Annotated in this window: 21 protein-coding genes; 16 read left to right on the plus strand and 5 right to left on the minus strand. The window is 73.8% G+C overall.

The genetic code is table 11. The annotated features are described in order from the left end of the window. Positions 1–56: 56 nt before the first annotated feature. Together fxsT and Q5530_RS22430 are read left to right on the plus strand one after the other, a co-directional pair. The gene (gene fxsT, locus Q5530_RS22425; RefSeq protein ID WP_415364742.1) at positions 57–3,968 is read left to right on the plus strand and encodes an FxSxx-COOH system tetratricopeptide repeat protein; all 3,912 of its coding nucleotides are present in this window, start codon (positions 57–59) and stop codon (positions 3,966–3,968) included. 50 nt (positions 3,969–4,018) lie between these two features. Next, complete coding sequence (locus tag Q5530_RS22430; protein ID WP_415364743.1) at positions 4,019–4,981, plus strand: hypothetical protein; 963 nt, start codon at positions 4,019–4,021, stop codon at positions 4,979–4,981. Positions 4,982–5,152: 171 nt separating this feature from the next. Here Q5530_RS22430 and Q5530_RS22435 read toward each other — a convergent pair whose 3' ends face one another. The 3 genes from Q5530_RS22435 to Q5530_RS22445 all read right to left on the minus strand — a co-directional run bounded on the left by Q5530_RS22435 (position 5,153) and on the right by Q5530_RS22445 (position 10,024). After that, positions 5,153–7,417 carry a hypothetical protein gene (locus tag Q5530_RS22435; RefSeq protein WP_415364744.1) on the minus strand — a complete coding sequence of 755 codons (2,265 nt, stop codon included), beginning with the start codon at positions 7,415–7,417 and terminating at the stop codon, positions 5,153–5,155. Then, a complete protein-coding gene (locus tag Q5530_RS22440) occupies positions 7,414–8,367 on the minus strand; it encodes a hypothetical protein (protein ID WP_415364745.1) in 954 nt (317 codons plus the stop codon). The genes Q5530_RS22435 and Q5530_RS22440 overlap by 4 nt, the downstream gene beginning before the upstream one ends. Positions 8,368–8,602: 235 nt before the next feature. Beyond that, positions 8,603–10,024, minus strand: coding sequence for an SDR family NAD(P)-dependent oxidoreductase (locus Q5530_RS22445; protein ID WP_415364746.1), 1,422 nt, complete (start codon positions 10,022–10,024; stop codon positions 8,603–8,605). 76 nt (positions 10,025–10,100) lie between these two features. On the opposite strand from Q5530_RS22445, the gene Q5530_RS22450 reads away from it, so the two are divergent. Both Q5530_RS22450 and Q5530_RS22455 read left to right on the plus strand, forming a co-directional pair. Next, entirely contained in the window at positions 10,101–11,480 is a 1,380-nt protein-coding gene (locus Q5530_RS22450) for a hypothetical protein (protein WP_415364747.1), read from the plus strand. Continuing rightward, positions 11,477–11,899: a hypothetical protein gene (locus Q5530_RS22455; RefSeq protein WP_415364748.1), complete on the plus strand. Its 423-nt coding sequence runs from the start codon at positions 11,477–11,479 to the stop codon at positions 11,897–11,899. Before Q5530_RS22450 ends, Q5530_RS22455 begins: the two co-directional genes overlap by 4 nt. Before the next feature lie 62 nt (positions 11,900–11,961). Here the strand turns inward: Q5530_RS22455 and Q5530_RS22460 are convergent, their stop codons facing one another. Further along, positions 11,962–12,915, minus strand: a complete 954-nt coding sequence (locus Q5530_RS22460; protein WP_380633363.1) for a LysR family transcriptional regulator — start codon at positions 12,913–12,915, stop codon at positions 11,962–11,964. Between the two features lie 211 nt (positions 12,916–13,126). Between Q5530_RS22460 and Q5530_RS22465 the strand changes: the two genes are divergently transcribed. The 9 genes from Q5530_RS22465 to Q5530_RS22505 all read left to right on the plus strand — a co-directional run bounded on the left by Q5530_RS22465 (position 13,127) and on the right by Q5530_RS22505 (position 22,366). Next, complete coding sequence (locus tag Q5530_RS22465; RefSeq protein ID WP_380633060.1) at positions 13,127–13,924, plus strand: 2-amino-3,7-dideoxy-D-threo-hept-6-ulosonate synthase; 798 nt, start codon at positions 13,127–13,129, stop codon at positions 13,922–13,924. Between the two features lie 38 nt (positions 13,925–13,962). Further along, the gene (locus Q5530_RS22470; RefSeq protein ID WP_415364749.1) at positions 13,963–15,036 is read left to right on the plus strand and encodes a 3-dehydroquinate synthase II family protein; all 1,074 of its coding nucleotides are present in this window, start codon (positions 13,963–13,965) and stop codon (positions 15,034–15,036) included. 6 nt (positions 15,037–15,042) lie between these two features. Then, positions 15,043–16,395 carry a class I adenylate-forming enzyme family protein gene (locus Q5530_RS22475; protein ID WP_415364750.1) on the plus strand — a complete coding sequence of 451 codons (1,353 nt, stop codon included), beginning with the start codon at positions 15,043–15,045 and terminating at the stop codon, positions 16,393–16,395. Positions 16,396–16,419: 24 nt separating this feature from the next. Further along, positions 16,420–16,998 (plus strand): isopentenyl-diphosphate Delta-isomerase, encoded by a 579-nt coding sequence (idi, locus tag Q5530_RS22480; protein WP_380633064.1) that lies wholly within the window; start codon positions 16,420–16,422, stop codon positions 16,996–16,998. A 340-nt stretch (positions 16,999–17,338) separates the two neighbouring features. After that, positions 17,339–18,151 carry a DUF1996 domain-containing protein gene (locus Q5530_RS22485; protein WP_415364751.1) on the plus strand — a complete coding sequence of 271 codons (813 nt, stop codon included), beginning with the start codon at positions 17,339–17,341 and terminating at the stop codon, positions 18,149–18,151. Then, positions 18,148–19,851, plus strand: coding sequence for a discoidin domain-containing protein (locus tag Q5530_RS22490; RefSeq protein ID WP_415364752.1), 1,704 nt, complete (start codon positions 18,148–18,150; stop codon positions 19,849–19,851). The genes Q5530_RS22485 and Q5530_RS22490 overlap by 4 nt, the downstream gene beginning before the upstream one ends. 56 nt (positions 19,852–19,907) lie before the next feature. Then, positions 19,908–20,921 carry a LacI family DNA-binding transcriptional regulator gene (locus Q5530_RS22495; protein WP_380633068.1) on the plus strand — a complete coding sequence of 338 codons (1,014 nt, stop codon included), beginning with the start codon at positions 19,908–19,910 and terminating at the stop codon, positions 20,919–20,921. 37 nt (positions 20,922–20,958) lie between these two features. Then, positions 20,959–21,540 (plus strand): DUF305 domain-containing protein, encoded by a 582-nt coding sequence (locus Q5530_RS22500; protein WP_380633070.1) that lies wholly within the window; start codon positions 20,959–20,961, stop codon positions 21,538–21,540. A gap of 40 nt (positions 21,541–21,580) precedes the next feature. Beyond that, the gene (locus Q5530_RS22505; RefSeq protein WP_415364753.1) at positions 21,581–22,366 is read left to right on the plus strand and encodes a DUF998 domain-containing protein; all 786 of its coding nucleotides are present in this window, start codon (positions 21,581–21,583) and stop codon (positions 22,364–22,366) included. Here the strand turns inward: Q5530_RS22505 and Q5530_RS22510 are convergent. Then, a complete protein-coding gene (locus Q5530_RS22510; RefSeq protein ID WP_415364754.1) occupies positions 22,330–23,943 on the minus strand; it encodes an AMP-dependent synthetase/ligase in 1,614 nt (537 codons plus the stop codon). The genes Q5530_RS22505 and Q5530_RS22510 overlap by 37 nt on opposite strands. A 45-nt stretch (positions 23,944–23,988) precedes the next feature. Here Q5530_RS22510 and Q5530_RS22515 point away from each other — a divergent pair, with 45 nt between their 5' ends. The 3 genes from Q5530_RS22515 (at position 23,989) to Q5530_RS22525 (ending at position 26,653) form a co-directional block, all read left to right on the plus strand. Then, positions 23,989–24,537 carry a TetR/AcrR family transcriptional regulator gene (locus Q5530_RS22515; protein WP_415364755.1) on the plus strand — a complete coding sequence of 183 codons (549 nt, stop codon included), beginning with the start codon at positions 23,989–23,991 and terminating at the stop codon, positions 24,535–24,537. A 4-nt stretch (positions 24,538–24,541) separates the two neighbouring features. Beyond that, on the plus strand, positions 24,542–24,949 hold the full coding sequence (locus tag Q5530_RS22520; RefSeq protein WP_415364756.1) for a hypothetical protein: 408 nt from the start codon (positions 24,542–24,544) through the stop codon (positions 24,947–24,949). A 150-nt stretch (positions 24,950–25,099) separates the two neighbouring features. Next, positions 25,100–26,653 carry a cellulase family glycosylhydrolase gene (locus Q5530_RS22525; RefSeq protein ID WP_415364757.1) on the plus strand — a complete coding sequence of 518 codons (1,554 nt, stop codon included), beginning with the start codon at positions 25,100–25,102 and terminating at the stop codon, positions 26,651–26,653. Positions 26,654–26,687 lie beyond the last annotated feature (34 nt).

Here is a 26,687-nt window from a genome sequence, read left to right on the forward strand (position 1 = left end):
GGCGGGCGCGTGCCCGCGATCCCGCCCCCCGGTCCCCCGCCGCCCTGGAGCAGCACATGAGCAGCCCGCGCACCACCCCGCACCACCCCGCGGTCACCGCCTTCCTGTCGGCGACCGGCGGCACGGGGCGCACCAGCGCGGTGGCCAACCTGGCCTGGGTCCTGGCCACCGCCGGCCGGCGCGTGCTGGTGGTCGACTGGGGCTCGGAGGTGCCGCGCGTCCGCGAGTACCTGGAACCGTTCCTGGTGGCCCGCCGGGGCTTACCCGACGCCCTGGCGCGCGGCCTGCTCGCCGCGTACCGGGCGGAACCCCCGGGCGACGAGGACCCGCTGCCCGCGGTGGAGCGGTTCGCCCCGCCCGCCGGCGAGGCCGGGGCCGGGGGTCACGTCGACGTGGTGTCCCCGATGGCGACCGACCCGGCGGGCAGGCCGCGGCCGGAGACCAGCCACGGCGACGCCGGCGCGATCGCCGAGCTGCGCGCCAGGCTGGCCGAGACGGACTACGACCAGGTGCTGATCGACGCGCCGACCGGCGCGGGCGAGGAGTCCCTGACCCTCGTGGCGACGCTGTGCGAGCTGGCCGTGGTGTGCTTCCGGCCCCGCCCGCGGGCCATCGCGGACGCGGCCGACCTGGCGTCCCGGCTGCGCAAGCGCGCGCCGATCCGGATCGACGTGGTGCCCGTGGCGACGCTGTTCGACGACGCGGACGAGCAGTCCCGCGCGCGGCGCATCCGCTCGGCCATCCACGCCGCGTTCGCCGAACTGCTGGCCGGGCAGCCGAAGCGGGTGCCCGACGGCGGCGCGGTCGAGATCCCCTACCGGCCGTACGACGCGTTCGACCCGCTGCTGGCGATCCTGGTCGAGGAGCCGGGCAGCGGCGCGCTGGAGACCCAGTACGGCAGGCTGGCCGCGGCCGTGACCGCCGGCGCGGTCACCGAGCCGCCGCCGGTGTCCCCGGTGCTGCGCGCCCGCTACCGGCGGGTGTTCGGCCTGGCGTCGACCGCCGAGCCGGACCGGGTGGTGGTGGCCTACGCGCCGCGCGACCGCCCGTGGTTCGACTGGGTGCGCGGCCAGCTGGAGCACGCGGGCGCGCGGGTCCGGTCGCTGGCCGACGCGCGCTCGTGGTTGGCCGCCGAGCAGCCGCCGGGCGTGGTGGTGCTGGCCTCGCCGCACCTGGGGCCGGTGCGGCTGCCCGACCGGCCGCTGACCGTGCTGCGGCTGGCGCTGGCCGAGGACGACCCGCTCGACGAGGGCCTGTCCGTGCACGAGCACACCCCGGAGACGCTGAGCGCCCGGCTGCTCGGTCACTTCGGCCTGATCGACCGGCCCGGCACGGAGCACGAGCCCGGCATGAGGGTGCCCGGCGCGCACCCGCACGTGTTCGGCCTGCCGCCGCGCCACCCCGCGTTCACCGGCCGGGACGAGGACCTGGAGGCGTTGCGCGACCGGCTGCTGGAGGCGGGTGACGACCGGGCCGAGGTGACCGTCGGCGGCGTGTCCGGCGTCGGCAAGAGCGAGCTGGCGCTGGAGTACGCCTACCGGTTCTCGTCGGACTACTCGGCGGTGTGGTGGCTGCCCGCGCACGACCGGCAGGTCCTGCTCGGCGCGCTGGCCGACCTGGCGGCCCGGCTGCGCCAGCCCGGGTCCACCGACTACGGCACGCTGGCCGCGCTGGAGCGGCTCGCCGGCGACCCCGCCTACGCCCGGTTCCTGCTGGTCTACGACAACGCCGACGACCTCGACCTGGTGGCGGACCTGCTGCCGGCCGGCGTCACCGGGCACGTGCTGATCACCTCCGCGACCGACGGGGGAGCCGGGCTGGAGCTGGTGCCGATGCGCGCCGACGACAGCGCGCGGCTGCTGCTGGACCGGGTGCCGGGCCTGACCGTGGAGGACGCGCGTCGCGTCGCCGACGCCGTGGACCACCTGCCGCTGTCGCTGGACCTGGTGTCGTCGTGGCTGGGGGAGACCGCGCGGGCCGAGCTGGGCGCGGGCTCCCGCGACGCGGACGCCGCCGCGTGGGCCACCCGCACCCTGCTGGAGCAGCTCGACCGGTCCGAGGTGGTCGAAACGTCCGAAGTGGACGGTGAGGCCGGGGCGGGTGGTGCGGCGTCGGTGGACGGTGCGGCCCGAGCGGACGGCGTGGCCCAGACAGGCGGCGTGGCCCCAGCGGATGCTGTGGCCCAGACAGGCGGCGTGGCCCCAGCGGACAACGCGGCCCGAGCGGACAACGTGGTCCGAGCGGACGGCGTGGCCCGGGTGGTCGGCGTCGCCGTGGACTCGTTGCGGGACAACGCCACCGGCCGCCTCGCCGTGCTGGTCGCGCAGCTGTGCGCGTTCCTCTCGCCGGAGGGCGCGGACCTCGGGCTGGTGCGCTCGCGGGCGTTCCTGGACCGCCTGGTCGCGGCGGGCGGGGTGGACGCCGAGCCGCTGCGGCTGGACGCGGGCGAGGTCGACCGGGTGCTCTGGCACGGCGCGCGGCACGGCCTGTTCCGCGTCGACTGGGGCGACCAGTACACGCTGCGGATGCACCGCGTGGTCCAGCGCGCGCTGCGCGAGGCCATGCCGCCCGCCGAGCGGGACGCGCGGCAGGCGGACGTGCTCGCCGCGCTGGCCGCGCTCGCGCCGACCGAGGTGGAGGACAACTCGCCCACCCGCCGCGCCCGGTTCACCGAGCTCCAGCGGCACGTCTTCCCCTCCGGCGCGATGGGCGGCGACGACCCGGAGGTCCGCCGCTGGCTGGTCAACCAGGTGCGGTTCCTGTTCACCGACGGCGGCGCGGGCGTGCGGCGGGCCGCGCTGGGGCCCGGCCGCGCGCTGCTGGACTCGTGGACCGAGCGGTTCGGCGCCGCCGACCCGCTGCGCAACCGGCTGGCCGCGGAGCTGGCCAACGTCCACCGCGTGCTCGGCGAACCGGTCGAGGCGCTGCGCCTGGACGACCTGGCGCTGGCCCAGCAGCGGCGCGCGCTGGACCTCACCCACCCGCGGCCGCTGATCACCGCCCGGGGCCGGGCGGGTGACCTGCGCGGGCTGGGTCTGTTCGCCGAGGCGCTGGCCGAGGACCAGGCCACCTGGGAGGGCCTGCGCTCGGTGCTCGGCGACGACCACCCCGACACCCGCCGGGCGGCGAACAACCTGGCGTCCTCGATGTTCCTGTCCGGCGACGCGGCGGGCGCGCTCGCCGTCGAGGAGGACAACCACCGCCGGCGGAAGCGGCTGTTCGGGCCGGGTGACGCGCGGACCTGGACCACGCTCGCCCAGGTGGGGCTCTACCAGCGGGAACTGGGCCGCTACCCGGAGGCGCTGGAGTCGCTGCTGACCGCCTCCCAGCAGCTCCAGGCGCTGCGGCCGGAGCTGAACCAGACCCAGGTCGGCGTGCACTGGAACTACGCCATCGCGCTGCGCCTGGTCGGCCGGACCAGGGCCGCCAAGGAGCGCACCGGCAAGGCCCTGCGGGACTACCGCGAGGTCATCGGCCCGCACCACCCCTACACGCTGGGGTGCGCGCTGAGCTTCGCCGCCGACCACCGGCGCGTGGGCGGCGACCCGGAGCTGGCCGTGGAGCTGGCGCGGTCCGCGCTGGACGGCTTCCGGCGGCACGTGGGGCTGCGCGAGCACCACCCGTTCGTGGCGCTGTGCGAGCTGGGCCTCGGGCTGGCGCTGCGCGCGGCGGGCGACCCGGCCGGCGCGGTGGGCCACGTCGGGACCGCCGTGGCGACCCTGCGGGACCGGCTCGGCGACACGCACCCGTGGACGCTGGCCGCGGCCGTGGACGAGGCGCGGGTGCTGCTGACCGCGGGCGAGGTGGACCGGGCGGCCGAGCTGATCGCCGAGGCGCACACCGACTGCGTGGAGTTCCTGGGCCCCGACCACCCGCACACCGCCGTCGCGGCGCACAACCTGCGACTGGCCGCGCACCCCGCGGACCAGGACTGGCGGGAGTGCGACGTCGACATCCCGCACACCTGACGCCCCGCACACCCGACACCCCGCACACCCGACCTGCCGGAGGAGGCAGCGTGGAGCTGTACGAGGAGGAGGCCGAGCACCTCGGCCCCGAGTTCGACACGACCCGGCGCGCCTGCCGGGCGGCGATCCGCACCAGCCCCGCGCTGCACTACCTCGCCCACTACAGCAGCGGGGTGTTCGACTTCGGCGTCGACGTGCTCGGCGACCCGCCCGCGCCGCCCGGCGCGCTGCCCGGCGGCACCCGCCGCGAGGACCTCAAGCGGCTCGGCAGGCACCTGACGTTCCAGGCGTCCGCGCTCGACCGGTCGTTGCAGGAGGTGCGGACCGGCCGGCTGATCCGCCTCGTGCTGCACACCGAGGAGGGCGCGCTGTTCTGCGACTCCGTCGTGCCGACCGAGCACGTGGTGGGCCTGGTGCTCGACCACGCGGGCGCGGGGCCGCTGTTCGGGCACCCGGCGGTGGACGAGGCGGACCGGGCGGTGGCCGGGCTCGCCACCCGGCTGCGCGCCGAGCTGAGCCTGGGCTCGCTCAACCCCGGCGGGTGGGAGGGCGCGGGTGCCGTGGCGGCCCTGCCCGCGCGCGACGAGGCGGAGCCGCACGTGACCGTGGGGGAGGAGCCGCCGGCGTCGTGCCTGTCGGCGGTGCGGGTGCGGGACCTGCACGTGGTGGCGCACGTGGTCGACGGCGAGGTGCGCGCCCTGGTCGACTGCCTGGGCGACGTGTCGCTGGCGCCGTTCTTCAAGCAGGTCACCGTGGAGGCGCGGCGGCGGTTCTACCAGGGGTTCCTGCCCGAGCTGGGCGCGCTGGCGACCAGGCTGAACCGGGCCGTGGCCCCGGTCGTCGGCGGGCTGCTGGTGCGGCTCGTGCTGGACGTCGAGATGGGCGCGGTCTACTACTACCGGCAGCGCGCCGGGGAGTACCTGGTGGGCGTGACGATCGACCAGTCGCGGGTGAGTTCGGCGGATGCCCGGATGTCCGGCTTGAGCGCGGAACTCACCCCGTCCGGTCCTTGAGCCCGGACTTCCGAACGCTGAACTCGGGGTTCGCGAACGTACGACACGCCGGTCACGAACGTACGACTCGCGCGCGAGTCGTACGCTCAGGCCGCGCGAGTCGTACGCTCAGGCCGCGCGAGTCGTACGTTCAGGACGGGTGAGTTCTTCACTCGCGAGTAGGTTCGCGGGTCAGGTCGACCGGTCCACGGCGCGGCGCACGCGCGGGCTCAGGTTGCGCAGGGCGTGGTGCACGCGGGTGCGGCGGGCACCCTGATTCACCCCGGTCACGAGGTTGCCCGCCCGCGCCGACCACGGCGGCAGGCTGAACAGCGGCTCCAGGGTGAACAGCGGCAGGAACTCGGCGATGTCGTCGTAGATCACGCACAGCGCCTCCAGCCGGTCCTCCGCGTCCGGGTCGCCCGCCGACCGGTACCACTGCGACACCGCCGCCCGGAACGCCTGCACGGCCCGCTGCATCATCAGCGCCTGCGCCGCCGCCCGGGTGAACTCCGGCATCCGCAGCCGCCGGTGCACCGCCTCCTGCGTCGCGGTCGGCGCGTGCTCGAACGCCTCCCCGAACATCGCGTCGACCTGCGTCAGGTCGTCCAGCGCGTCCACCGCGTCCCGGAACAGCTGCTCCACCTCGCCGGGCAGCCGGTCCGCCGGGGCGCGCAGCGCCGCGTCACCCGCCAGCGCCCCCAGCTGCCGCTGGATCGCGCCGAGCTGCCGGTCCGCCGAGGTGCGCACGCCGTCCACGTGCTCGGCCAGCCGCTCGACGAACCCGTAGACGCTCGACTGCTGCCGCGCCAGCCGCTCCACCTGCACCCGCAGCGCGGTCAGCGGGTCGTCGCCCCCGCCGCCCAGCCGCTTGCCCGCCGCGCCGATCAGCGCCCTGAAGTCCTCCGGGAACGTCCGCTCCACGTACACCAGCGGCTCGCGGCCCAGCAGCTCGCGCAGCTGGATCGCCACCCCGTCCGCCACCACGCCGTTGACCAGCAGGACCTGCTCGGCGCCCGGGTCGGCCTCGCGCACCGCGGTGACCCGCCGCATCACCGCGTCCAGGTCCGCGTTGTCCAGCAGCGACCTGGTCAGCAGCACGGCGCACCCGCCGGTCCGGTCCGGGAAGGTGACCCAGAAGTCGGCCATCGACTCCCCGCCCACGCCCAGCAGGTGCCGGTGCAGGTGGTCGTACCCGTCGGCGTCCAGCAGCCGCCGCACCACGCCCTCGACGTCGTCCGCGCTCAGCGACCCGAACAGCTCGCGCGCCGCCTGCCGCACCGCGTCCTCGGTGACCAGGAACTCGCCGCCCGCGCGCTCCGCGTCGTCGGCCACCCGGAACACCCGGTGGCACAACCGGATCACGTTGCGCGCGTTGCCGCGGGCGATGTCCCGCAGGTAGCGGATCACGGGCACGGTGAACGGCGCGAGCCGCCCCCGCCCGAACAGCGGCTCCTGCGCCAGCTCGACGAACTCCCGCACCTCCGCCTGGCTCAGCCCGGACATCACCACGGTGTAGGGGATGCGCTGCCGCACCGCGGGCGGCAGCACGGACTTGAAGTCGGGCAGCCCGCACAGCACCAGGCACGCGCCGGCCTTGGCGAACACCTGCAACAGCGTCTGGAACGCCGCCATGGTCCGCTTCTGCGGCCTGCTGTCCGCGGAGAAGATCTTGTCCAGCTCGTCCACGGCCAGCACGAACCGCCGCTGCCTGCCGCCGAACAGCAGGGCGAACACGCCCATGGCCTCCAGCGCCGCGACCTCGTCGTCGATGGGCGTGGTGATGCCGCGCTCCACCAGCACCTGGTCCGGCGCGCCGCCGAGCAGCCACGACCACACCGAGTGCTCGAACCCCGGCCGCAGCAGCAGGGTGAGCGCGGTGCCGAAGTCCTTGTTGTTGGTGACCTCGCGCAGCGTGTCCTGGACCTCGCGCAGCAACGCGCTCTCCATCAGGCCCAGCCGCTCCACGACCTCCTGCGGCTCCAGCTTCCGGCTGCCCAGCCAGTCCAGCATGTCGCTGGTCAGGCCCGAGGACTGGAGCGAGTCCGCGACGATGTCCGCGTAGTACTCGCTGACCTGCGCGCGCACGCCCTCGCGGCCGAGCTTGCGCATGAACCGGCGGTACAGCTCGATGAAGCTGTCCGCGGTCGCGTCGAGGTACAGGGCGTGGGTCGGGTCGGCCAGCACCTGCCGGGCGTGCCGCACCAGCAGGACCGCGAGGTGGGTCTTCCCGGTGCCGTAGTCGCCGAGCACGGCCACCACGGTGCCGGTGCGGTCACCGCGCGATGGCCGTTCGTCGAGGTAGGCGTCGAGGTGGGCGAGCGCCTGCCTGGTCGCGTCGGTGGTGATGGCCACGTCGACCGCGTCCGGGGTCGCGCCGAAGTCCGTGATCCGGGCGACCGCCATGGGCGAGAAGGGGTTCTTCCGCGGGGGCGGGGGTTCGCTGCTGCCGCTCATGGCCCAATCCCCAGTCCATTCCGGGACCTCGTGTTGAAGAACGCCCTGATGTCCTCGACGGAGACCAGGTCGGCTTCGGTGTAGCTTAGCCCCGATTCGAGTTTGTGCTCGTAGGTGCCGTGCAGGAATCTTTGGAGCATGGCGACCGATTGGCACAGCTTCGCCACCAATTCGACCGCTTCATCACTCATCCGCGGATAACTCCCCGCTTCCGCGTGCCGGCTGAGCCGGTCCGCCGCGAACCGCTGCGCGTCGCCCTCGTCGAGCAGCCCGACGCACAGCGTCACCGGCGGCACCCAGGTCTCCAGCCGGCGCACCAGGTCCGCCACGTCGTCCGGGCCCAGGAACGCGGACTCGGTCAGGAACAGCACCTTGGCGCTGCGCAGCACCCGCGCGTAGCGGATCACCTCGTCGACCAGCTCGTTCGGGCTCGGCAGCAGCACGACGAGCGTGGTGTCCTCCCGCAGCGCCCGGCCGAGCCGGGGGAACACGCGGCGCGGCACGTCCCGGACCTCGCGCAGCTGCTCCTCCGCCTCCGGGCGCAGCGCGTCGTGGTCCACCAGCAGGTCGAACAGCTGGTCGCACACCTCGGTGGTGCGCTGGTCGATGGACAGCTCCTGGTCGGTGGGCAGGCAGCCGGTCACGTCCAGCACGACGCCGCGCAGCCCCCGCTCGCCCAGCCGCCGCACCACCCAGTCCGCGCACCGGTTGACCAGCGCCGTCTTGCCGCAGCCGGACTCGCCGGTGACCAGCACCAGCCGGCCGTCCTCCAGCAGGCCGGTCAGGTCGCCCATCTCGTGCTGGAACGCCTCGAACGCCTGCTCGGCGCCGTCCACGGGCACGTAGTAGTCGCGGTGGGCGTCCCGGTCGAACGGGCGCAGCGGCCGCATCGGCGTGCGCTCCCAGCCGGGCAGGGGGAACGGGTTGACCTGTCGGCGGGGCGCGGTCACGACGAGCGCCCCGCGCGTCCCGGCGGCGCGCAGGCCGGACCGGCCCGATCGCCGTCCATGCCCACCCCCGTGCCCACCCCCGTCGCCCCCGCGGCGGCCCGCCGAAAGCCTCACCATACCGAGGGACGGTCGCACACCGTGCCGCGTTCTCCGGACGTGCTACCCGAACGGCGCATCGCCGTTGCTGCTGCCGGAAGTGGGACGAGCCGTCGTGGCGTCGATCACTTCCGCTGGGTCACCACGGGGACGGCGCGTAGTCCTTCAGGAAACACCCGTGCAGGTCCTCGCCCAGCTCGCCGCGCACGATCGGGTCGTACACCCGGGCCGCGCCGTCGACCAGGTCCAGCGGCGCGTGGAAGCCCTCGGCGGCCAGGCGCTGCTTGGTCGGGTGCGGTCGCTCGTCGGTGATCCAGCCGGTGTCGACGGCGGTCATCAGGATGCCGTCGGTCTCCAGCATCTCGGTGGCGCTGGTGCGGGTGAGCATGTTCAGCGCGGCCTTGGCCATGTTCGTGTGCGGGTGGCCCGGCCCCTTGTACGCGCGGCTGAACTGGCCCTCCATCGCGGAGACGTTCACCACGTACTTGCGCCGCGAGGGCGCGGCGGCCATCGCCGCGCGCAGGCGGGAGATCAGGATGAACGGCGCGGTGCTGTTGCAGAGCTGCACCTCCAGCAGCTCCACCGGGTCGACCTCCTCCACCCGCTGCACCCAGCTGTTGACCGGCGCCTCGTCCGGGACGAGGCCGCCCGCGTCGATCTCCTTCGACCCGGCGACCAGGGCCAGCGCGGTCACCGCCGGCGTGGCCCCGGGAGCCCCGGCCAGGCCGCTGCCGGGATCGCCGTCGAGGCCGCTGGTGAGCGCCGCCGGGTGCGCCTCGGCGGTGCGGCCGAAGGTGATCAGCTCGGGCATCGGCCCGGACGGCAGGGGCACCGACTCGGCCGCGACGAGCGGCGCGTATGCCCCCGGCGAGCGGCGCACGGTCTGCGCGGCGTTGTTGATCAGGATGTCCAGCGGCCCGGCGGCGGCCACCGAGTCGGCGAGCCGGACCACCTGGCCGGGGTCGCGCAGGTCGATGCCCACCACGCGCAGCCGGTGCAGCCAGTCGGCGCTGTCGGGCATGGACGCGAACCGGCGCGCCGCGTCGTGCGGGAACCGGGTGGTCACGGTGGTGTGCGCGCCGTCGCGGAGCAGCCGCAGCGCGATGTACATGCCGATCTTGGCCCGGCCGCCGGTGAGCAGGGCGCGCTTGCCGGTCAGGTCCACGCGCTGGTCGCGCTTGGCGCGGTTGAGCGCCGCGCAGGCCGGGCACAGCTGGTGGTAGAAGGCGTCTACCTCGGTGTACCGGCTCTTGCACGTGTAGCAGGAGCGGGCGCGCAGCAGGGTGCCCGCCCTCGCGCCCGGTTCGGGCTCGGCCAGCAGCACGCCGCGGGTCTCGTCGTCGATGCGGGACGGGGAGCCGGTCGCGGTGGCCTCGGTCACCGCGCGGTCGGCGGCGGTGATGGACGCGCGGCGATCGGCCTTGCGGCGCTTGCGGAGGCTCTTCCAGATCCCGGCGGTGGCCCGGCGGACGGCGACCGCGTCGGGGTGCTCGGTGTCCAGTTCGTCCACCTGGGCGAGCACCTTCAGGGCGATCTCCAGTTCAGCGGGGTCAATCGACACGCGCCGTACTCTACCCGCGCGAAAAATCCCACCTGGACGGGTGAGTTTCGCGTGAACCCCGGATATGGTGCCCGGCATGCCTACAGCGGGTGCTGGTCCGCGGGTGCGGCGGTTGGCGCACCCCGACGCCGACATCCGGGCGCGTGCCCTCGGGTTGCCCCGGTCCCACCCCGTCCTGGTGGTGCTCGGCGCGGGGGACGACCCGGGCACCGACCTGGCCGCGACCGTGCTGCCGGTGCTGCGCGCGGTGCTCGCCGCCGCGGCCCGCACCGGTGTCACCGTGGTCACCGCGGGCGCGGACGCGGGGGTGGCGCACCTGGTCGGGTTGGCCGCCGAGGCGCTGGACGGGCGGTGGCCGAGGCTGGTCGGCGTCGCGCCGTCCGGCCGGGTGGCGGCCGAGGACGCCGAGCCGACCGGCGAGGAGGTCCGGCTCAACGCCAACCACGACACGGCGGTGCTGGTGCCGGGCTCGCGGTGGGGCGAGGAGCTGCCCGCGCTGTTCCGGGTGGTGGACGCGGTGGCGGGGGCCAAGCGCCCGGCGCTCGCGCTGCTGGTCGGCGGGGACGAGGTGACGCGCGCCGCGCTGGTGGAGCACCTGGGGCGCGATCGGCCGCTGCTGGTGCTCGCGGGCACGGGCGGCCTGGCCGACGAGATCGTGCACGGTCACCTCGCCGCGGGTGGCGGTGAGGTGGTCGATGCGGTCGGGGAGGACCGGGTCGGGGTTGAACGAGTCGGGGTTGAACGGGCGGTGACCGGGCAGGTCGTGGCGGAGGAGGACCCCACCGCCGCCGCACCACCCCCCACCAGGCCACCCCCCACCGCCAGGCCCGACGACCTGGCCGTCCTCGTGCGCAGCGGGCAGGTAGCCGTGGTCCACGTGGACGAGGGCCCGGACAAGGTGGTCGCCGTCCTGGTCCGGGTGCTGACCGGCCGGCCGGGCGCCGAGGTCGGCCACACGGCCCCGCCCGCCACGATCTGGCCCCGCCCGCGCTTCCGCCCGCCCGACCCGCACCCCGTGGTCGACCCCGGCTACGTGCTGGACTACCCCCGGCTCGCCGACGCGATCCACGAGGCCAACCAGCTGGTCGCCCCCGCCCTGCACGAGTGCGAGGTGGCCGCCCTCCGGGCCCGCGAGCGCGCCCGCCTCCTGGTCGCCCTCGCCATCGCGGCCGGGTTCGCCACCACCCTCTTCGCCGCCCTCCAGGTCTGGCTGCGGGACGTCCCGTGGCCCGGGGTGCTGCTGGCCGCGTCGGGCGCGGTGGCGGCGGTGCTGGCGGTCGTGGCCCGCCACGGCGAGGACCCCGACGCCCGCCTGCGCGCCGAGCGGCTGCGCACCCTGTACTTCGACCACCTGGCCGCGCCACCCGCCGCCGACGACGCCGAGCGCGAGGAACGCGCCCGTGAGCTGTCGGCGGCCGTGGCGCGCCACCGGCACGAACCGGTGAGCCGGGCATGACGACCACCCCCGACGACCACCGCGAGCAGTTCCTGCGCGCCTACCTGCGCCACCGGGTGGGCGACCGGCTCGCCGCCTTCGAGCGGGACCGCGCCCGCTACACGACCGCCCGCCGCTGGACCACCGCCACCACCGTGCTGCTGTTCACGGCCGCCGCCGCCCTGGGCGCGGTCGCGGTGGCGGACGGGCCGCGCCGCGCGCAGTGGGCGTTCCTGGCCACCGCGGCGGCGGCCCTGGCCGGCGCGGTCGCCACCTACGAGGCCGCGTTCTCCTTCCGCGCCCTGTCGCGGCGCTCCGCCCACGGCGGCGCGCTGCTCCACCTGCTCCAGGCCCACGGCGCGCCGGAGGGCCGGGACGGCGTGGAGGCGTTCCGGACCGAAGCGGAGAGCGTGCTGCGGCATTCGGACCAGCCGCTGTGAAAAAAAGCCGCCGGGACCACCTCGCGGATTCCGCAACGGCGACCACGTCCGGTCGGGCGACGTCAGCTGGCCGCCACGGTCAGCCCGGTCGCGGCCAGCTTCGCCGACCGCCCGTGGCCCCACGTCCGTTCCTGGTAGGCGCGCAGCAGGGCCGCGTAGACGTCCTCGACGTACTCGGCGGCCTCGCAGTCCCGCTGCCACACGAGCATGACGCACCGGTGCACGGGGTTGCCCACGATCGGTTTCAGCACCACGCCCGGTAAGTCGTTGCCGCTGGGGAAGAAGCACGCCACGGTGTGCGCGGACCGCACCAGCTCCGCGGCCGACACCGGGTCCACCCCGAAGTGCGCGCAGCGCGGCGTGAACCCGGCGGCCTCGCACGCCAGCTGGAGGTTCAGCCGCCCGCCGCCGTAGCACTCGTCGAGCACGGCCCACTCCTCGTCGGCCAGTTCGGACAGCCGCACCTCGCCCCGCCCGGCCAACCGGTGCCCGCTGGCGATCCCGACCAGCATCGGTTCGGTGACGACGGTCCGGTAGTCCACCTCTTCGGGAATCCGCAGAGGGCTCTGGGGGAACTCGGTCACCAGGGCCAGGTCCACCTTGGCCGTGCGCACCAGCTCCAGCACCGCGTCACCGCTGCGCTCGATGTGCGTGGTCTGCGGGTGCGTGGGCAGCAGCGACCGCACCACCCCGACCAGCAGGGGCGTGAGCGACCCGGCCACGCCGCCGAGCCGGATGCCCGTCCCGGGGTGCTCCGCGGCCAGCTTGCGCGTCGTGACGAGCAGGTCGTCGAAGCGTTCCACCAGGTCGCGCGACCGCAGCACGACGTGCCGACCCAGCTCGGTCAGCTCGACCCCGTCGCTCCGGCGCAGGAACAGCGGACCCCCGAACCCGCGTTCGATGCGGCGCAGCTGGGCGGTCAGCCCCGCCTGCGCGATCTTGAGCAGCGAGGCGGCCCGGCTGATGCTGCCCGCCTCGGCGACGGTCAGCACGACGTGGAGATGCCTGAGCTCCATGTGCACCGACGCAGCCTAGGGCAATCGGATGACGGCAAACACCGACCGCGCGAGTGTCGGGGCATGACGCTCTGTTCAGGATGCCGGAACGGCGTTGCTCCAACAGGTGCATAACTGGGGAGTTATCGCCAGTTCACACCTCCCGCCGCGCTCGCCGGCTACACCACCCTGCTCCATGGCCATCGCCGCAATAATCGGGAGGTGTGAGCGAATGAGGAAAGCGTTGCGGCTGCGACGGCTTTCCCGCCCGCGTGACGACAGGTACCTCTTCGTCCCGCTCGACCACAGCGTTTCCGACGGGCCGGTGGTGCCGCGCGACCGGTGGACCGACCTGGTCGACTCCGTCGTGGTGGGCGGCGCGGACGGCATCATCGTCCACAAGGGACGTGTCCGGACCATCGACCCGGCCGTGCTGGGCGGGTGCGCGCTGGTCGTCCACTTGAGCGCGGGCACCGCGCACATGGTCGACGCCAACGCCAAGGTGCTCGTCGGCGACGTCGAGGAGGCGGTCCGGCTGGGCGCCGACGCGGTCAGCGTGCACGTCAACATCGGCTCGGACACGGAGGGGCGGCAGCTCACGGACTTCGGCGTGGTCGCCAAGGCGTGCGACGACTGGAACGTGCCGCTGATCGCCATGGTCTACCCGCGCGGGCCGCGCATCGCCGACCCGAACGACCCCGAGCTGCTCGCGCACGTGGTCAACATCGCGGTCGACCTGGGCGCCGACATCGTCAAGACCAACCTCGCGCTGCCCACCGAGCGGATGGCCGAGGTCGTGGCCAGCTGCCCGATCCCGGTGCTGGTGGCGGGCGGTCCGGCGACCGGCGGCAGCCTGGTCGACCACGCCCGCACCGCGATGGCGGTGGGCTGCTCGGGCCTGGCCGTCGGCCGCCGCGTGTTCACCTCGCCCTCGCCGATGCCGCTGGTCGCGGAACTGGCGTCGATCGTCCACGAGGACCCCCGGGCGGACCTGGTCCGCGCCGTGACCGGCGTCGTGGCCTCGTCCTGACCCGCGCCGCCCCGGGTCCGACACCTTTTGGAGCACCGTTGAAGTTCGCCTGGATCGACCTGCGCGCCGTGCCCGAGGCGCAGCGCGAAGCCGTCGTCGACGCCGCCGTGCACGCCCGCCTCGCCGGCGTCGTGTCCGACGACCCGGCGCTGCTGGACACCCTGCCCCCGACGATCGACCGGGTCCTCGTCGCCGAGGCTCCGGTGGAGAGCCCGCACCTGGTCGTCGTGGTCGTCGACGACGAGGACCGGCTCGACCGGCTCGCCGCCGACGCGGCGTTCGTGCAGGTGAGCGACGACCGCACGCTCAAGCTCGCGTGCACCGCGGCGGTCCGGCTCGGCCACACGATCGTCGGGTTCACCGACCCGACGAAGATCCCGTTGGAGATCGTCATCGCGGCCGCCGACGGCGCGCCCGGCAAGCTGGTCACGGTCGTCGCCGACCTGGAGGAGGCGGCCATCGTGCTCGACGTGCTGGAGCACGGCTCGGACGGCGTGCTCATGGCGCCGCGCGACGCCACCGAGGTGTTCCAGCTGGCCAGGCTGCTGGAGGCGAACACCCCGCCGCTGGAGCTGACCACGCTCACCGTCGACCGCATCGCCCACAACGGCCTGGGCGACCGGGTCTGCGTGGACACCGCGTCCCACTTCCAGGAGGACGAGGGCATCCTCGTCGGCTCGTTCTCCTCCGGCTTCATCCTCTGCTGCAGCGAGACCCACCCGCTGCCCTACATGCCGACCCGGCCGTTCCGGGTCAACGCCGGCGCCCTGCACTCCTACGTGCTCGGCCCGGACAACCGCACCAACTACCTGTCCGAGCTGCGCTCGGGCAGCACGGTGCTCGCGGTGAACTCCGAGGGCCGCACGCGCAAGCTCACCGTCGGCCGGGCCAAGCTGGAGTCGCGCCCGATCCTGACCATCACCGCGCACTCGCCCGAGGGCGTCGAGGTGAGCCTGACCGTGCAGGACGACTGGCACGTGCGCGTGCTCGGCCCCGGCGGGAAGGTCCGCAACGTCACCGAGCTCCAGCGCGGTGACGAGCTGCTCGGCTACATCGCGACCGAGCAGCGGCACGTGGGCATCCCCATCGGCGAGTTCTGCAAGGAGTCCTGAACACCCATGCGAGAGTTCGTCACCGACCTGTTGCGCCGACACGGCGACGACGTGCCGGTGTTCACCCACGAGCACACCGTGACCCGCGGCGCCCTGCGCGCCTCCGTCGCCGCCGAGGCGGGCCTGCTGGCCGCCGCGGGGGTGGGGGAGGGCAGCTCGGTGATGCTCCAGGTGCCCCCGAGCTTCACCCAGTTCGAGGTGGTCCTGGCGCTGTGGACGCTCGGCGCCAGGGTCATCCCGGTCGACCACCGGCTCACCCCCACCGAGGTGGGGGTGCTGGTGGGGCTGACCGAGCCCCAGCACTTCGTGCGCGCCGCCACGCCCGCCGGCGACAGCTTCCGCGAGCGCTACGAGCTGGTCACCGAGCTGCGGCCGGACGGCGTGCCCGCCGCGACCGGGCACCGGCTGGTCCAGTTCACCTCCGGCTCGACCGGGCGGCCCAAGGTCGTCGGGCGCGGCACCGGGTCGATCATCCGCGAGGTGCTGCGGTTCGGCGCGGCCGAGGGCATGACGCGGCGCGGCGAGCGGTTGCTGCTGCTCAACAACCCCGCCTACAGCTTCGGCCTGATGGGCGGGCTGCTGCACTCGCTGGCCGTCGGGGTGGAGGTCGTGTTCTCCGGGCGGCACCTGGCCGAGGACGTGCTCAAGGCGGCGGAGCGGCACCAGGCGCACTTCATCAGCGGTCAGCCGTACCACTTCGGGCTGCTGGCCGACGTCGCCGACCGGTCGGCGCTGCGCTCGGTGCGCGCGGCGTTCTCCGGCGGCGAGATGATGCCGGTGGAGGTGGCCGAGCGGTTCGCCGCCGCCTACGGGTTCCGGGTGGGCGAGTGCTTCGGCACCACCGAGACCGGCGCGCTGACCATGGACGCCGCGGGCACGTCCCGGCCGTCGGTGGGCCGGCCGCTGCCCGACACCGGCATCCGGGTGCGCGACGGGCTGGTGGAGGTGGCGCTCGACGAGTCGCCCTACCTGGTCGGGGACGATCCCTCGCGGTTCGCCGACGGGTGGTTCCGCACCGGTGACCGGGGCGAGTTCGACGCGCACGGCAACCTGCGGCTGCTCGGCCGGTCGGACTCGCTGGTGATGGTGCGCGGCTTCAACGTGGACCTCACCGAGGTGGAGGCGGCGCTGCGGGCGCACCCGCTGGTGACCGAGGCGGTCGCGGTGCTCGACGGGGTGGTCACGGCGTACGTGGGCGCGCCGTCGGGCGGGGTGACGGCCGAGGAGGTCCGGGCGTGGTGCGCGGGGCGGCTGGCCGAGTTCAAGCTGCCGGAGCGGGTCCGGGTGCGGCGGGCGCTGCCCCGCACGTCCGGCGGCAAGCTGGCGCGTGACCCGGGGGTGCTCGCGGGCGCGCGGTGACCCCCGTTGTGGCAGGGTGGGCGTGTGGAACAAGTCGTGCTCCTGGACGAGCGCGGGACCGGCATCGGCGTCGCCGACAAGGCTTCCGTGCACCACGCGTCCACCCCGCTGCACCTGGCGTTCTCCTCCTACCTGTTCGACCCCGCCGGGCGGCTGCTGCTGACCAGGCGCGCGCTGCACAAGAAGACGTGGCCGGGGGTCTGGACCAACTCGTGCTGCGGTCACCCGGCGCCGGGTGAGGCGCTGGTGCCCGCCGTCACCCGCCGCCTGCACGACGAACTGGGCCTGCCGGAGGTCTCGCTGGACCTGGTGCTGCCCGCGTTCCGCTACCGGGCGGTGATGGAGAACGGCGTCGTGGAGAACGAGATGTGCCCGGTCCTGCGCGGCCTGGTCACCGCCGACCCGGTGCCCAACCCGGACGAGGTCGACTCCGTCGAGTGGGTGCCCTGGGCGGACTTCGCCCCGGCCGTCCTCGCGGGCGTGCGCCCGATCTCACCCTGGTGCGCCCTCCAGGTGGCCGAGCTGTGGGAACTGGGCCCCGACCCCCTGACCTGGCCCATCGCCTCCCCGGCCACCCTCCCGTCAGCCCTGACCTACTCGTAAGTAAAGAACTCACCCGTCCTGAACGTACGACTCGCGCGGCCTGAACGTACGACTCGCGCGCGAGTCGTACGTTCGCGGCGGGTGTGTCGTACGTTCGCGACCCCCGAGTTCGGCGTTCGGACGAGAGAGCGCTCTCTGAACGGCGGTTCCGGTCCGACCGGAACTGGGTTCTTTCCTTGACTGATACAGGGGGCGAGCTTACGTTCCGTTGTGAGAGCGCTCTCCCGAAACCCACTCGTAACTCTACGAAAGGGGAGTCGTGATCCCCACCATTCGCCGATGGCGTCGTATGGTCACGGCCCTTGCCGCAGCCGCGGCAGCCGTGTGCGGTCTCGCCCTCGTGACCGTGCCCGGATCCGCCGCACCCCAGGGGGAGGTCGGGGCCAACGTCGTGCGGGTCGCCGAGTTCCTCGCGGAATGCCCCTACACCCACCGCCTGCCCGACGACCCGATCGTCTTCCCCAACCTGCCCGGTGCCTCGCACATGCACAGCTTCTTCGGCAACCGGAGCACCAACGCCCGCAGCACCACGCAGTCCCTGCTCGCGGGCACGAGCAGCTGCAACCCGGGCATCGACCTGTCCTCGTACTGGGTCCCCACCCTGTACGTGAACAACCAGCCCGTGGAGCCGACCGGCACCACGTTCTACTACCTCGGCGAGGGCGTGAACCCGGACGTCACCGCGCGCATCCAGCCGTTCCCGCTGGGCCTGCGCATGATCGCGGGCAACGCCAAGGCCACCGGCGTGAACGACCCCAGCTCCAACGCCCGGTGGTCCTGCCTGCACGCGGGCCACGTGGGCTCGTCCAAGGACTTCGTCAACTGCCCGTCCGGCACGATGCTGGAGTCCTACCTGGACTTCCCGCAGTGCTGGAACGGTCGTGACCTGGACTCGGCCGACCACAAGTCCCACATGTCCTACCCGGTCGCCGGCGGCTGCCCGTCGAGCCACCCGGTGCCGGTGCCGAAGCTCCGCCAGGTGCTGCGCTACCCGGCGAGCGGCAACCCGGCCGGCTTCCGACTGGCCTCGGGACCCGGCTACACCATGCACGGCGACTTCTTCAACGCGTGGCCGGAGGCCGAACTGGCCCGTCGGGTGCGCGACTGCATCAACCCGGTCATCAAGTGCGGCGCGGACGGCCGCCCGTCGTGAAGCTCAAGTCCCTGATCGCGGTGGCCGCGCTGGCCCTGCCGCTGTTCCTCCCGGTCACCGCGCAGGCGGCCGAGTGCGGCACGGCCAACGCGGCGCTCAACGCACCGGTGACGGCGTCGTCGGTGGAGGGCCCGTTCACCGCCGCCTCCGCGGTGGACGGGAACCCGGGCACCCGCTGGTCCAGCGGGTTCTCCGACCCGCAGTGGCTGCGGGTGGACCTGGGCACCAGCCGCCAGGTCTGCGGCGCGACGCTGACCTGGGAGGCCGCCTACGCGACGGCCTACCAGATCCAGGTCTCCGCCGACGGCAACGCCTGGACCACGGTGTTCTCCACCACCACCGGCGCGGGAGGGGTGCAGAACCCCTCCTTCACCGGCACCGGTCGCTACATCCGCCTGAACACCACGGCGCGCGCCACGCAGTACGGCGTGTCCCTGTGGGAGTTCGCCGTCCGCATCGAGACCGGCGGCGGGGACCCGGGCGGTTCCGAGCGGCTGCTGTCCTACAACAAGCCCGCCACCGCCTCGTCGTTCCAGGACGACGGGGCGTGTCCGGGCTGCACGCCGGCCAAGGTGACGGACTACAACCCGGCCACCCGGTGGGCCACGAGCACCACCACCGGCTGGGTCGACCCGGGTTGGATCCAGGTCGACCTGGGCGCGACCGCCCGCATCACCAGGGTCGTGCTCCAGTGGGACCCGGCGTACGCCACCGGGTTCCAGGTCCAGACCTCCGAGAACGCGTCGGGCTGGACCACGATCCACACCACCACGACGGGCACGGGTTTCAAGCAGACCCTGAACGTCACGGGCACCGGTCGGTACGTCCGGGTCAACCTCACCAAGCGCAGCGGCCCCTACGGGTACTCGCTGTGGGAGTTCCAGGTCTACGGCACCGGTGGCAGCCCCACGTCGCCGCCGGCGCAGGCCCCGGACCCGGGCAACCCGCTGCGCCTGGTGTGGAGCGACGAGTTCAACGCGCCCGCGGGCACGCGGCCGGACGCGAGCAAGTGGCGTCCGGAGGTCGGCACCGGGCAGAACGCGGAGCTCCAGTACTACACCGACAACCGCAACGCCTCCACCGACGGCAACGGCAACATGGTGCTGGAGGCGAGGCGGGAGGTCACGCCGGGTTCGGCGTGCCCGGTGGACCCGGTCAGCGGCAGCGGCACGTGCCAGTACACCTCGGCGCGCATCATCACCGAGGGCAAGGCGTCCTGGACCTACGGGCGCTTCGAGGCGTCGATCAAGGTGTCCGGCTCCAAGGGCCTGTGGCCCGCGTTCTGGATGCTCGGCACCGACATCTTCCGGGGCACCCCGTGGCCCGCGAGCGGTGAGATCGACATCATGGAGCACCTCGGTCGCGAGCCCAACACCGCGTACCAGACCATCCACGGCCCGGCCTACTTCGGCGGGGGCGGGATCGGCGCGATGCGCGACATCGGCCAGGACTACGCGAACGCGTTCCACCTGTTCCGGGCCGACTGGAACAGCCGGGGCATCACGTTCAGCATCGACGGCGTGACGGTCCTCACCATCGACAAGGCGACGGTGGAGGCGACCCGCGGGCCGTGGGTGTTCGACAAGCCCTTCTTCATCCTGCTCAACAACGCGGTGGGCGGTGACTGGCCCGGTCCCCCGGACGCCACCACGGTCTTCCCGCAGCGCATGTTGGTCGACTACGTCCGCGTGTACCAGTGAGCCCGGGGGTGCGGTTCCACGGAGGTGGGACCGCACCTCCCGGTATAAAGGCTCACGTGGACCGCAGACCAGTCACGTTGGAGGAGGTCGCGCGGGTCGCGGGGGTGTCCCGGGCCACGGTGTCCCGGGTGGTCAACGGGGTCGCCACGGTGGACCGGGAGCTGCGCCAGGTGGTGGAGAGAGCGATCTCCACGACCGGGTACACCCCCAACCGCGCGGCGCGTTCGCTCGTCACCCGGCGGGCGGGCGCGATCGGCCTCGTCCTCCCGGACGAGGGGCGCACGCTGCACGACCCCTACTTCGGTCGGGTGGTCAGCGGCGTGCTGCCGGTGATCCGCCCGCTGGGCGTCCAGCTGGTGCTGACCACCACCGACGCGGGCGGCCACCAGGAGGTGGTCGACGACGTCCGGCAGCGCAGGCTGGACGGCGTGATCCTGATCCACACGCACGGCGCGGACCCGCTGCCGCGCCTGCTCACCGACTCGAACCTGCCGGTCGTGCTGGCCGCGCGCCCGGTCCGGCCGATGTCGATCACCTACGTCGACGTCGACCAGGCCGCGGGCGCGGGGCTGGCCGTCGACCACCTGGTGGCGCGCGGGTGCCGCCGGGTGGCCACCATCACCGGACCGCTGGAGGTGCCCGCCGGCCAGGACCGGCTGCGCGGCTTCCGCGACGCGGTGTCCCGGCACGGCCTGCCCGACCCCGTGGTCGTCGAGGGCGACTTCTCCCGCGAGGGCGGCGCCGCGGCGGCCCGCCGGCTGCTGGCGACCCGGGAGCCGCGGGGGGAGGGGTTCGACGGCCTGTTCGTCGCCTCCGACCTGATGGCCACGGGCGCGCTGCCGGTGCTGCGCAACCGGGGCCTGCGGGTGCCCGAGGACGTGAAGGTGGTCGGGTTCGACGACAGCAGCCCCGCGGTCGAGTGCGACCCGCCCCTGACCACGGTGCGGCAACCCGTGGAGGACATGGCGGCCGAGATGGCCCGGTTGCTCGTGGAGCGCGTCGAGCGACCGGACCGCCCGATCAGCTCCGTCGTGTTCGCCCCGACCCTGGTGGTCCGCCACTCCGGCTGACCCGTCCCCACGCGCCACCGTCCCCCCTGGAGCGCTCGTGCGTCGGTTGTCGGTCCTGTTGTCCCTGGTCAGCCTGGTCCTCGTGGTGGGCGCGTGCGGAGCCGAACCGGCGCCGGCGCCGACCACCACCGCGCCACCACCGCCCACGACGACGCCCACGACGCCCTCCGCGGTCGGCGGCCTGAGCCCGACCGACGCGGCCTACGTGCAGCTGGCCATCCCGCAGGCCGAGTCGGCGCTGCCGCTGCTGGACGCGGTGCGGGCGCGGGCGCAGGACCCGGCGCTGGCCGAGCTGGCCGCCCGCGCGGGGGTCGGCCACCGCGGCGAGCTGACCGACCTGCACGGCGTGCTCACCCGGGCCGGCCTGACCTACCTGGGCGAGCACGAGGCCCACGACATGCCCGGCATGATCACCCGGGACGAGTACCAGGCGGCCGACCGGCTGACCGGCGCGGAGTTCGACGCCGAGGCCCGCGTGCTGCTGCGGAAGCACTTCGAGGAGTCCGTCGCGGTGGCCAGGTCGGAGCTGGAGGCGGGGACCGACGCCGGGCTGCTGGCGTTGACCCGCGACCTGACGGAGTCGCGCGCGGACTACCTGTCGAAGCTGTCGATTCCCTGAACCCCGGAACACCCGCCGGTCACCGTCCGTTTCGTCCGGTGTGCTGACCGCTGACCCCGCGCCGACCCGCTCCCCGGCCCGCTACGCCGCCCTCGCCGGGGTCGCCGCCGTCGTGCTGACCGTCGCCCTCATCGGCGGGCTCGACCTGCTCCGGCTGACCGAGTCCACCTACCACCTGCGCCGCACCATCAGCGAGTACGCCCTCGGGCCGTACCGCTGGGTGTTCGACACCGGGGTGCTGCTGCTGGTGCTCGGCTCGCTGGCGATCCTCGCGGTGCTGGTCAGGAGGGGGATGGCCAGGTGGCGCTCGGTGGGGGCGCTGGCGTTCGCCGCGTGGTCGGTCGGCCTGGCCCTGGTGGTGGTCTTCCCGAAGAACGACTGGTCGATCGGCCCGAGCGTGAGCGGCAGCATCCACCGCTTCGGCAGCCTGCTCGCGTTCACCAGCCTGCCGATCGCGATGGTGCTGCTGGCCCGGCCGTGGGTGCGTGACGCCGCGTGGGGCGCCTACGCGCGCTGGACGTCGCGCTTCGGCCTGCTGTCCGCGCTCACCTTCACCCCGCTGCTGTACGCGATCCTGGTCAACGCCGTCACCGGCAGGTCCTGGTGGCGCGTGTTCCCGCTCGGCTACGTCGAACGCGTGCTGGTGCTCACCGAGGTGGTCGCGGTGCTGGTCGCCGGGGTGTGGGCGGTCGCGTGCGGGGCGGCGGCGCGGACCTCGACGCCCACGCCCGAACCCCCGCTCGACCCCGCGCCCGACCCAGCCCCCGAACCCGCGCCCCGGTCCGCCGCTCAGCCCGAGTACAGCCCGTCCAGGACGTCCCGGTAGCGGGTCTCGATCTCCTTGCGGCGCATCTTCAGGCTGGCGGTGAGGGTGCCGTCCTCGACGCTGAAGTCCTCCGGCAGCACGGCGAACTTCTTGATCGCCTCGTGCCGGGCCAGCCCGGCGTTCGCGGCCTCGACGGCGCGGCCGACCTCGGCGTCCGCGTCCAGGCCGGCGGGCGCGGTGTCGGGGTCCAGGGTGACCAGCGCGACGCAGTAGTTGCGCTGGTCGCCGTGCACCAGCACGTTGCCGATGTACGGGCTGTTGGACTTGATCAGGCCCTCCACCGCCTGCGGCGCCACGTACTTGCCGCCGGAGGTCTTGATCAGCTCCTTCTTGCGGTCGGTGAGCCGGAGCCTGCCCTCCCCGTCCAGCTCGCCCACGTCACCGGTGTGCAGCCAGCCGTCCACCAGCGCCTCGGCGGTCTCCTCGGGCAGGTTGTGGTAGCCGCGCATGATCCCGCGCCCGCCGATGAGCACCTCGCCGTCGTCGGCCAGCCGCACCTCGGTGCCCGCGAGGGGCCGGCCGACCGTGCCGAGCTCGTTCGACTCCGGTCGGTTGACGAAGGAGGCGGCGGAGGACTCGGTGAGGCCGTAGCCCTCCAGGATGGTGATGCCCGCCTTGGCGAAGAACCGCGCGACCGGCAGGGACAGCGGCGCGGAGCCGGAGATGAAGTACTTGATCCGGCCGCCCACGCGGTCCCGGAGCTTGCTGAACACCAGCCTGTCGGCGATCTTGTTGCTCAGCTTCCGGTCCGGTTGCTCGGCGACGTCGAGCGCCCACTCGAACAGCTTCTCCTTCACGCCGCCCGCCTCGCGCATCGAGGCGACCACCCTCTGGTGGATCTTCTCGAAGATGCGCGGCGCGGCGGCCACCACGGTCGGGCGCAGCTCGGCGAGGTTGGCCGCGATCCGGTCGACGTCCCCGTCCACGGCGGTGGGCGTGCCGGTGGCGATCATGCCGACCTGGAGGACCTTGCCGAACGCGTGGGACATCGGCAGCCACAGGAAGTGCAGCTCGTCCGGGCCCAGGACGCCCAGCTCGTCGATCGCCTCGGCGGTGTGCAGCCAGTTGTCGTGGGTCAGCTCCACGCCCTTGGGCGTGCCCGTGGTGCCGGAGGTGTAGATGAGCGTGGCCAGCCGGTCCGGGGTCAGCTCGTCGACCATGGCGTCGTAGTCGCCCGCGGGTTCCCCGTCCGGGACCCAGTCGGGGGTGATCACCTCCGCGTCGACCGTGCCCGCCAGCCCGGGGTCGGCGACCACCAGGACGCTGCCGGAGTCCCGGACGATGTGGGCGACGACCTCCCGCGTGCTGCTCGGGTAGATGGTGGTGGTGACGCCGCCCGCCGCGAGCACGGCCAGGTCGGTCAGCACCCAGTCGGCGCTCGTCGCGGCCATGATCGCCACGCGGGCCTCGTCGCGCACGCCCAGCTGCCGGAACCCCAGGGCGCGCCGGCGCACCTCCTCCCCGACCTCGGCCCACGTCATGGAGGTCCACGTGTCGCCGTCGCGCCGGCGCAGGGCCTCGCGGTCGGGGGTGGCGCGCACCCGTTCGCGCAGCAGGTCGGGGATGGAGCGGGCCACGGTGTCCTCCTCTGGAGCGGCGCTCTAGAGCGGTACTCTAACCACATGGGACCGACCAGTCGGCAGGCCGTGCTGGACGCGGCGCTCGAACTGGTCGCCGAGGGCGGGCTGGGCGCGGTCACGATCAGCGCGCTGACGGCCCGCTCCGGGGTGTCGAACGGCAGCGTCTACCACCACTTCGGCAGCCGGGCGGGGCTGTTCGCGGTGCTGTACGGGGAGAGCTTCGCGCACTGCGTGGACGCCCTGACGCCCGCGCTGGGGGCCGGGGACGCGGAGCAGGCGGTGCGCGCGGTGGTGGCGCGGTACCTGGGCTGGGTGGTCGGGAACCCCGGGCGGGCGCGGTTCCTCTACGCCGCGCCGCGGTCGGCCGACCCCGCGGTGAAGCTCGCCGCGTTCGAGCCGGTCGCGCGCTGGTTCGCGGACCGGATGGCGGCGGGGGAGCTGCGCGCGGTGCCGCTGTGGGCGCTGGACCCGGTGGTGATGGGTCCCGCGCACGAGTGCGCCCGGCGGTACCTGCTGCACGGGTTCGACCTGGGGGCCGCGGTGCGGCTCGTGGCCGACGCCGTGTGGGGGGCGGTCGCGCCCGTAGGGTGATCACATGGCCACTTGGGGAGACCTCGCCGCGTACGTCCACGACACCTACGACGTCATCTCGGAGAAGGAGGACGAGATCCGCATCCTGTTCAACTTCGAGCAGTTCGACGAGGACGACGAGCGCACCCAGGTGATCATCCTGGTCCGCGAGGTGCTCGACCGGCAGCACGAGTGGGTGCAGATCGCCTCGCCCATCGGCCTGGCCGCCGACGTGGACCTGAAGGCGTTCCTCGCCGAGGTCGGCAACTCGACCATCGCCTGCGGCGCGGCGGTCATGGGCGAGCACGTGGTGCTGCGGCACTCGCTGCCCCTCTCGCACCTGGACATCCACGAGTTCACCGAGCCGCTGGCGCTGCTCGCGGGGACCGCGGACCGGCTGGAGGAGACCTTCTTCGGGGGCGACGACTACTGACGGGGCCGGTCTCACGACCGATCGGGGCGCGCCGGGGCGTTGACAGCGGACGTGCGGGGATGCTGTGATCCCCGACAACAGATAGGAAAGTTTCCTAACTGTTCCGCCGCCGCCGTGTTCATCCCCCCGAGACCCGTGGGAGGCACCCCCGTGGCACCCCGTCCCCGATGGCTCGCGACCGTCGCCGCGGCCGCTCTGCTGGCCGTACCGGCGCCCTGGGCGCAGACCGCCTCGGCGCAGCCCGGCGCAGCGGAATCAGACGCAGCCCGGTCCGACACAGTCCAGTCCAACGCGGCCCAGCCCGACGCGGCCCGATCCGCCGCGGCGCGCTCCGCCGCAGCCCGGTCCGCCCCGGCGCAGCCCACCGCGGCCGCCGTCGAGCACCAGGCCGAAGGCGCGGCGATCTCCCTGGGCGTGGTCGAGTCCAACCACGCCGGCTACACCGGCGGCGGGTTCGTCAACTACGACAACGCCTCCGGCAGCTCGGTCGAGTTCACCGTCACGGCGCAGGCCGGCCCGGCCACCCTGGCCCTCCGGTACGCCAACGGCACGACCACCAACCGCCCGATGACCATCTCGGTCAACGGGACGGCCCAGGCGAGCGGCGTGGCGTTCGCCGGCACCGGCGCGTGGAGCACCTGGCGCACCGCGACGGTGCCCGTCACCCTGGCGGCGGGCGTCAACCGCGTCCGGGCCACCGCCACCACCGCCGCGGGCGGCCCCAACCTCGACCGGCTCGACGTCACCGCCGACGCCCCGGCGCCCGGCCGCCCCGCCGACGTGAACGGGCAGCTGCGCGTGTGCGGGACCAAGCTGTGCAACCGGTACGGCAAGCCGGTCCAGCTGCGCGGCATGAGCACGCACGGCATCCAGTGGTACGCGCAGTGCGTCAAGCCCGCGTCCCTGGACGCCCTGGCCTCGGACTGGGGCGCCGACATCCTGCGGATCTCGATGTACGTGCAGGAGGGCGGGTACGAGACCAACCCGCGCAAGTTCACCGACCTGGTGCACGGCTACATCGAGGAGGCCACCCGCCGCGGCCTGTACGCGCTGGTGGACTGGCACCAGCTGTCGCCGGGCGACCCGAACGCCAACCTCGCCCTGGCCCGCACGTTCTTCACCGAGGTCGCCTCGCGGCACCGCGACAAGACCAACATCATCTACGACATCGCCAACGAGCCCAACGGCGTGGCGTGGTCGGGCATCAAGTCCTACGCCGAGCAGATGATCCCGGTCATCCGGGCCCAGGACCCGGACGGCGTGGTGTTCGTCGGCACCCACGGCTGGGGCTCGCTGGGCATCTCCGACGGCCGGTCGGAGCAGGACATCGTCAACAACCCGATCAACGCCACGAACTTCATGTACACGTTCCACTTCTACGCGGCCTCGCACCAGGACGAGTACTTCAACGCCCTGACCCGCGCGGCGGCCCGGCTGCCGATCTTCGTGACCGAGTTCGGCACCCAGACCTACACCGGCGACGGGGCCAACGACTTCGCGTACAGCCAGAAGTACCTGGACTTCCTGGCGGCCAACAAGATCGGCTGGACGAACTGGAACTTCTCCGACGACTTCCGGTCGGGGGCGGTGTTCAAGGAGGGCACCTGCGCCGGGAACTCGTTCTCGGGCACGTCCGTGCTGAAGCCGGCGGGCCAGTGGATCCGCGAGCGGATGCGCACGCCGGACGACTTCCCGACGAGCTGATCGACCGGTGACGAGCGGCGGGGACCGTCCCGCC

This window comes from Saccharothrix sp. BKS2, assembly GCF_047689505.1.
Lineage (GTDB): Bacteria > Actinomycetota > Actinomycetes > Mycobacteriales > Pseudonocardiaceae > Actinosynnema > Actinosynnema lopnurensis.

Coding starts and splice junctions, on each gene's coding strand:
- fxsT (WP_415364742.1), top strand. CDS start 57: ATGAGCAGCCCGCGCACCACCCCGCACCACCCCGCGGTCACCGCCTTC.
- Q5530_RS22435 (WP_415364744.1), bottom strand. CDS start 7,417: ATGAGCGGCAGCAGCGAACCCCCGCCCCCGCGGAAGAACCCCTTCTCG.
- Q5530_RS22450 (WP_415364747.1), top strand. CDS start 10,101: ATGCCTACAGCGGGTGCTGGTCCGCGGGTGCGGCGGTTGGCGCACCCC.
- Q5530_RS22455 (WP_415364748.1), top strand. CDS start 11,477: ATGACGACCACCCCCGACGACCACCGCGAGCAGTTCCTGCGCGCCTAC.
- Q5530_RS22460 (WP_380633363.1), bottom strand. CDS start 12,915: ATGGAGCTCAGGCATCTCCACGTCGTGCTGACCGTCGCCGAGGCGGGC.
- Q5530_RS22465 (WP_380633060.1), top strand. CDS start 13,127: ATGAGGAAAGCGTTGCGGCTGCGACGGCTTTCCCGCCCGCGTGACGAC.
- Q5530_RS22475 (WP_415364750.1), top strand. CDS start 15,043: ATGCGAGAGTTCGTCACCGACCTGTTGCGCCGACACGGCGACGACGTG.
- Q5530_RS22515 (WP_415364755.1), top strand. CDS start 23,989: ATGGGACCGACCAGTCGGCAGGCCGTGCTGGACGCGGCGCTCGAACTG.
- Q5530_RS22520 (WP_415364756.1), top strand. CDS start 24,542: ATGGCCACTTGGGGAGACCTCGCCGCGTACGTCCACGACACCTACGAC.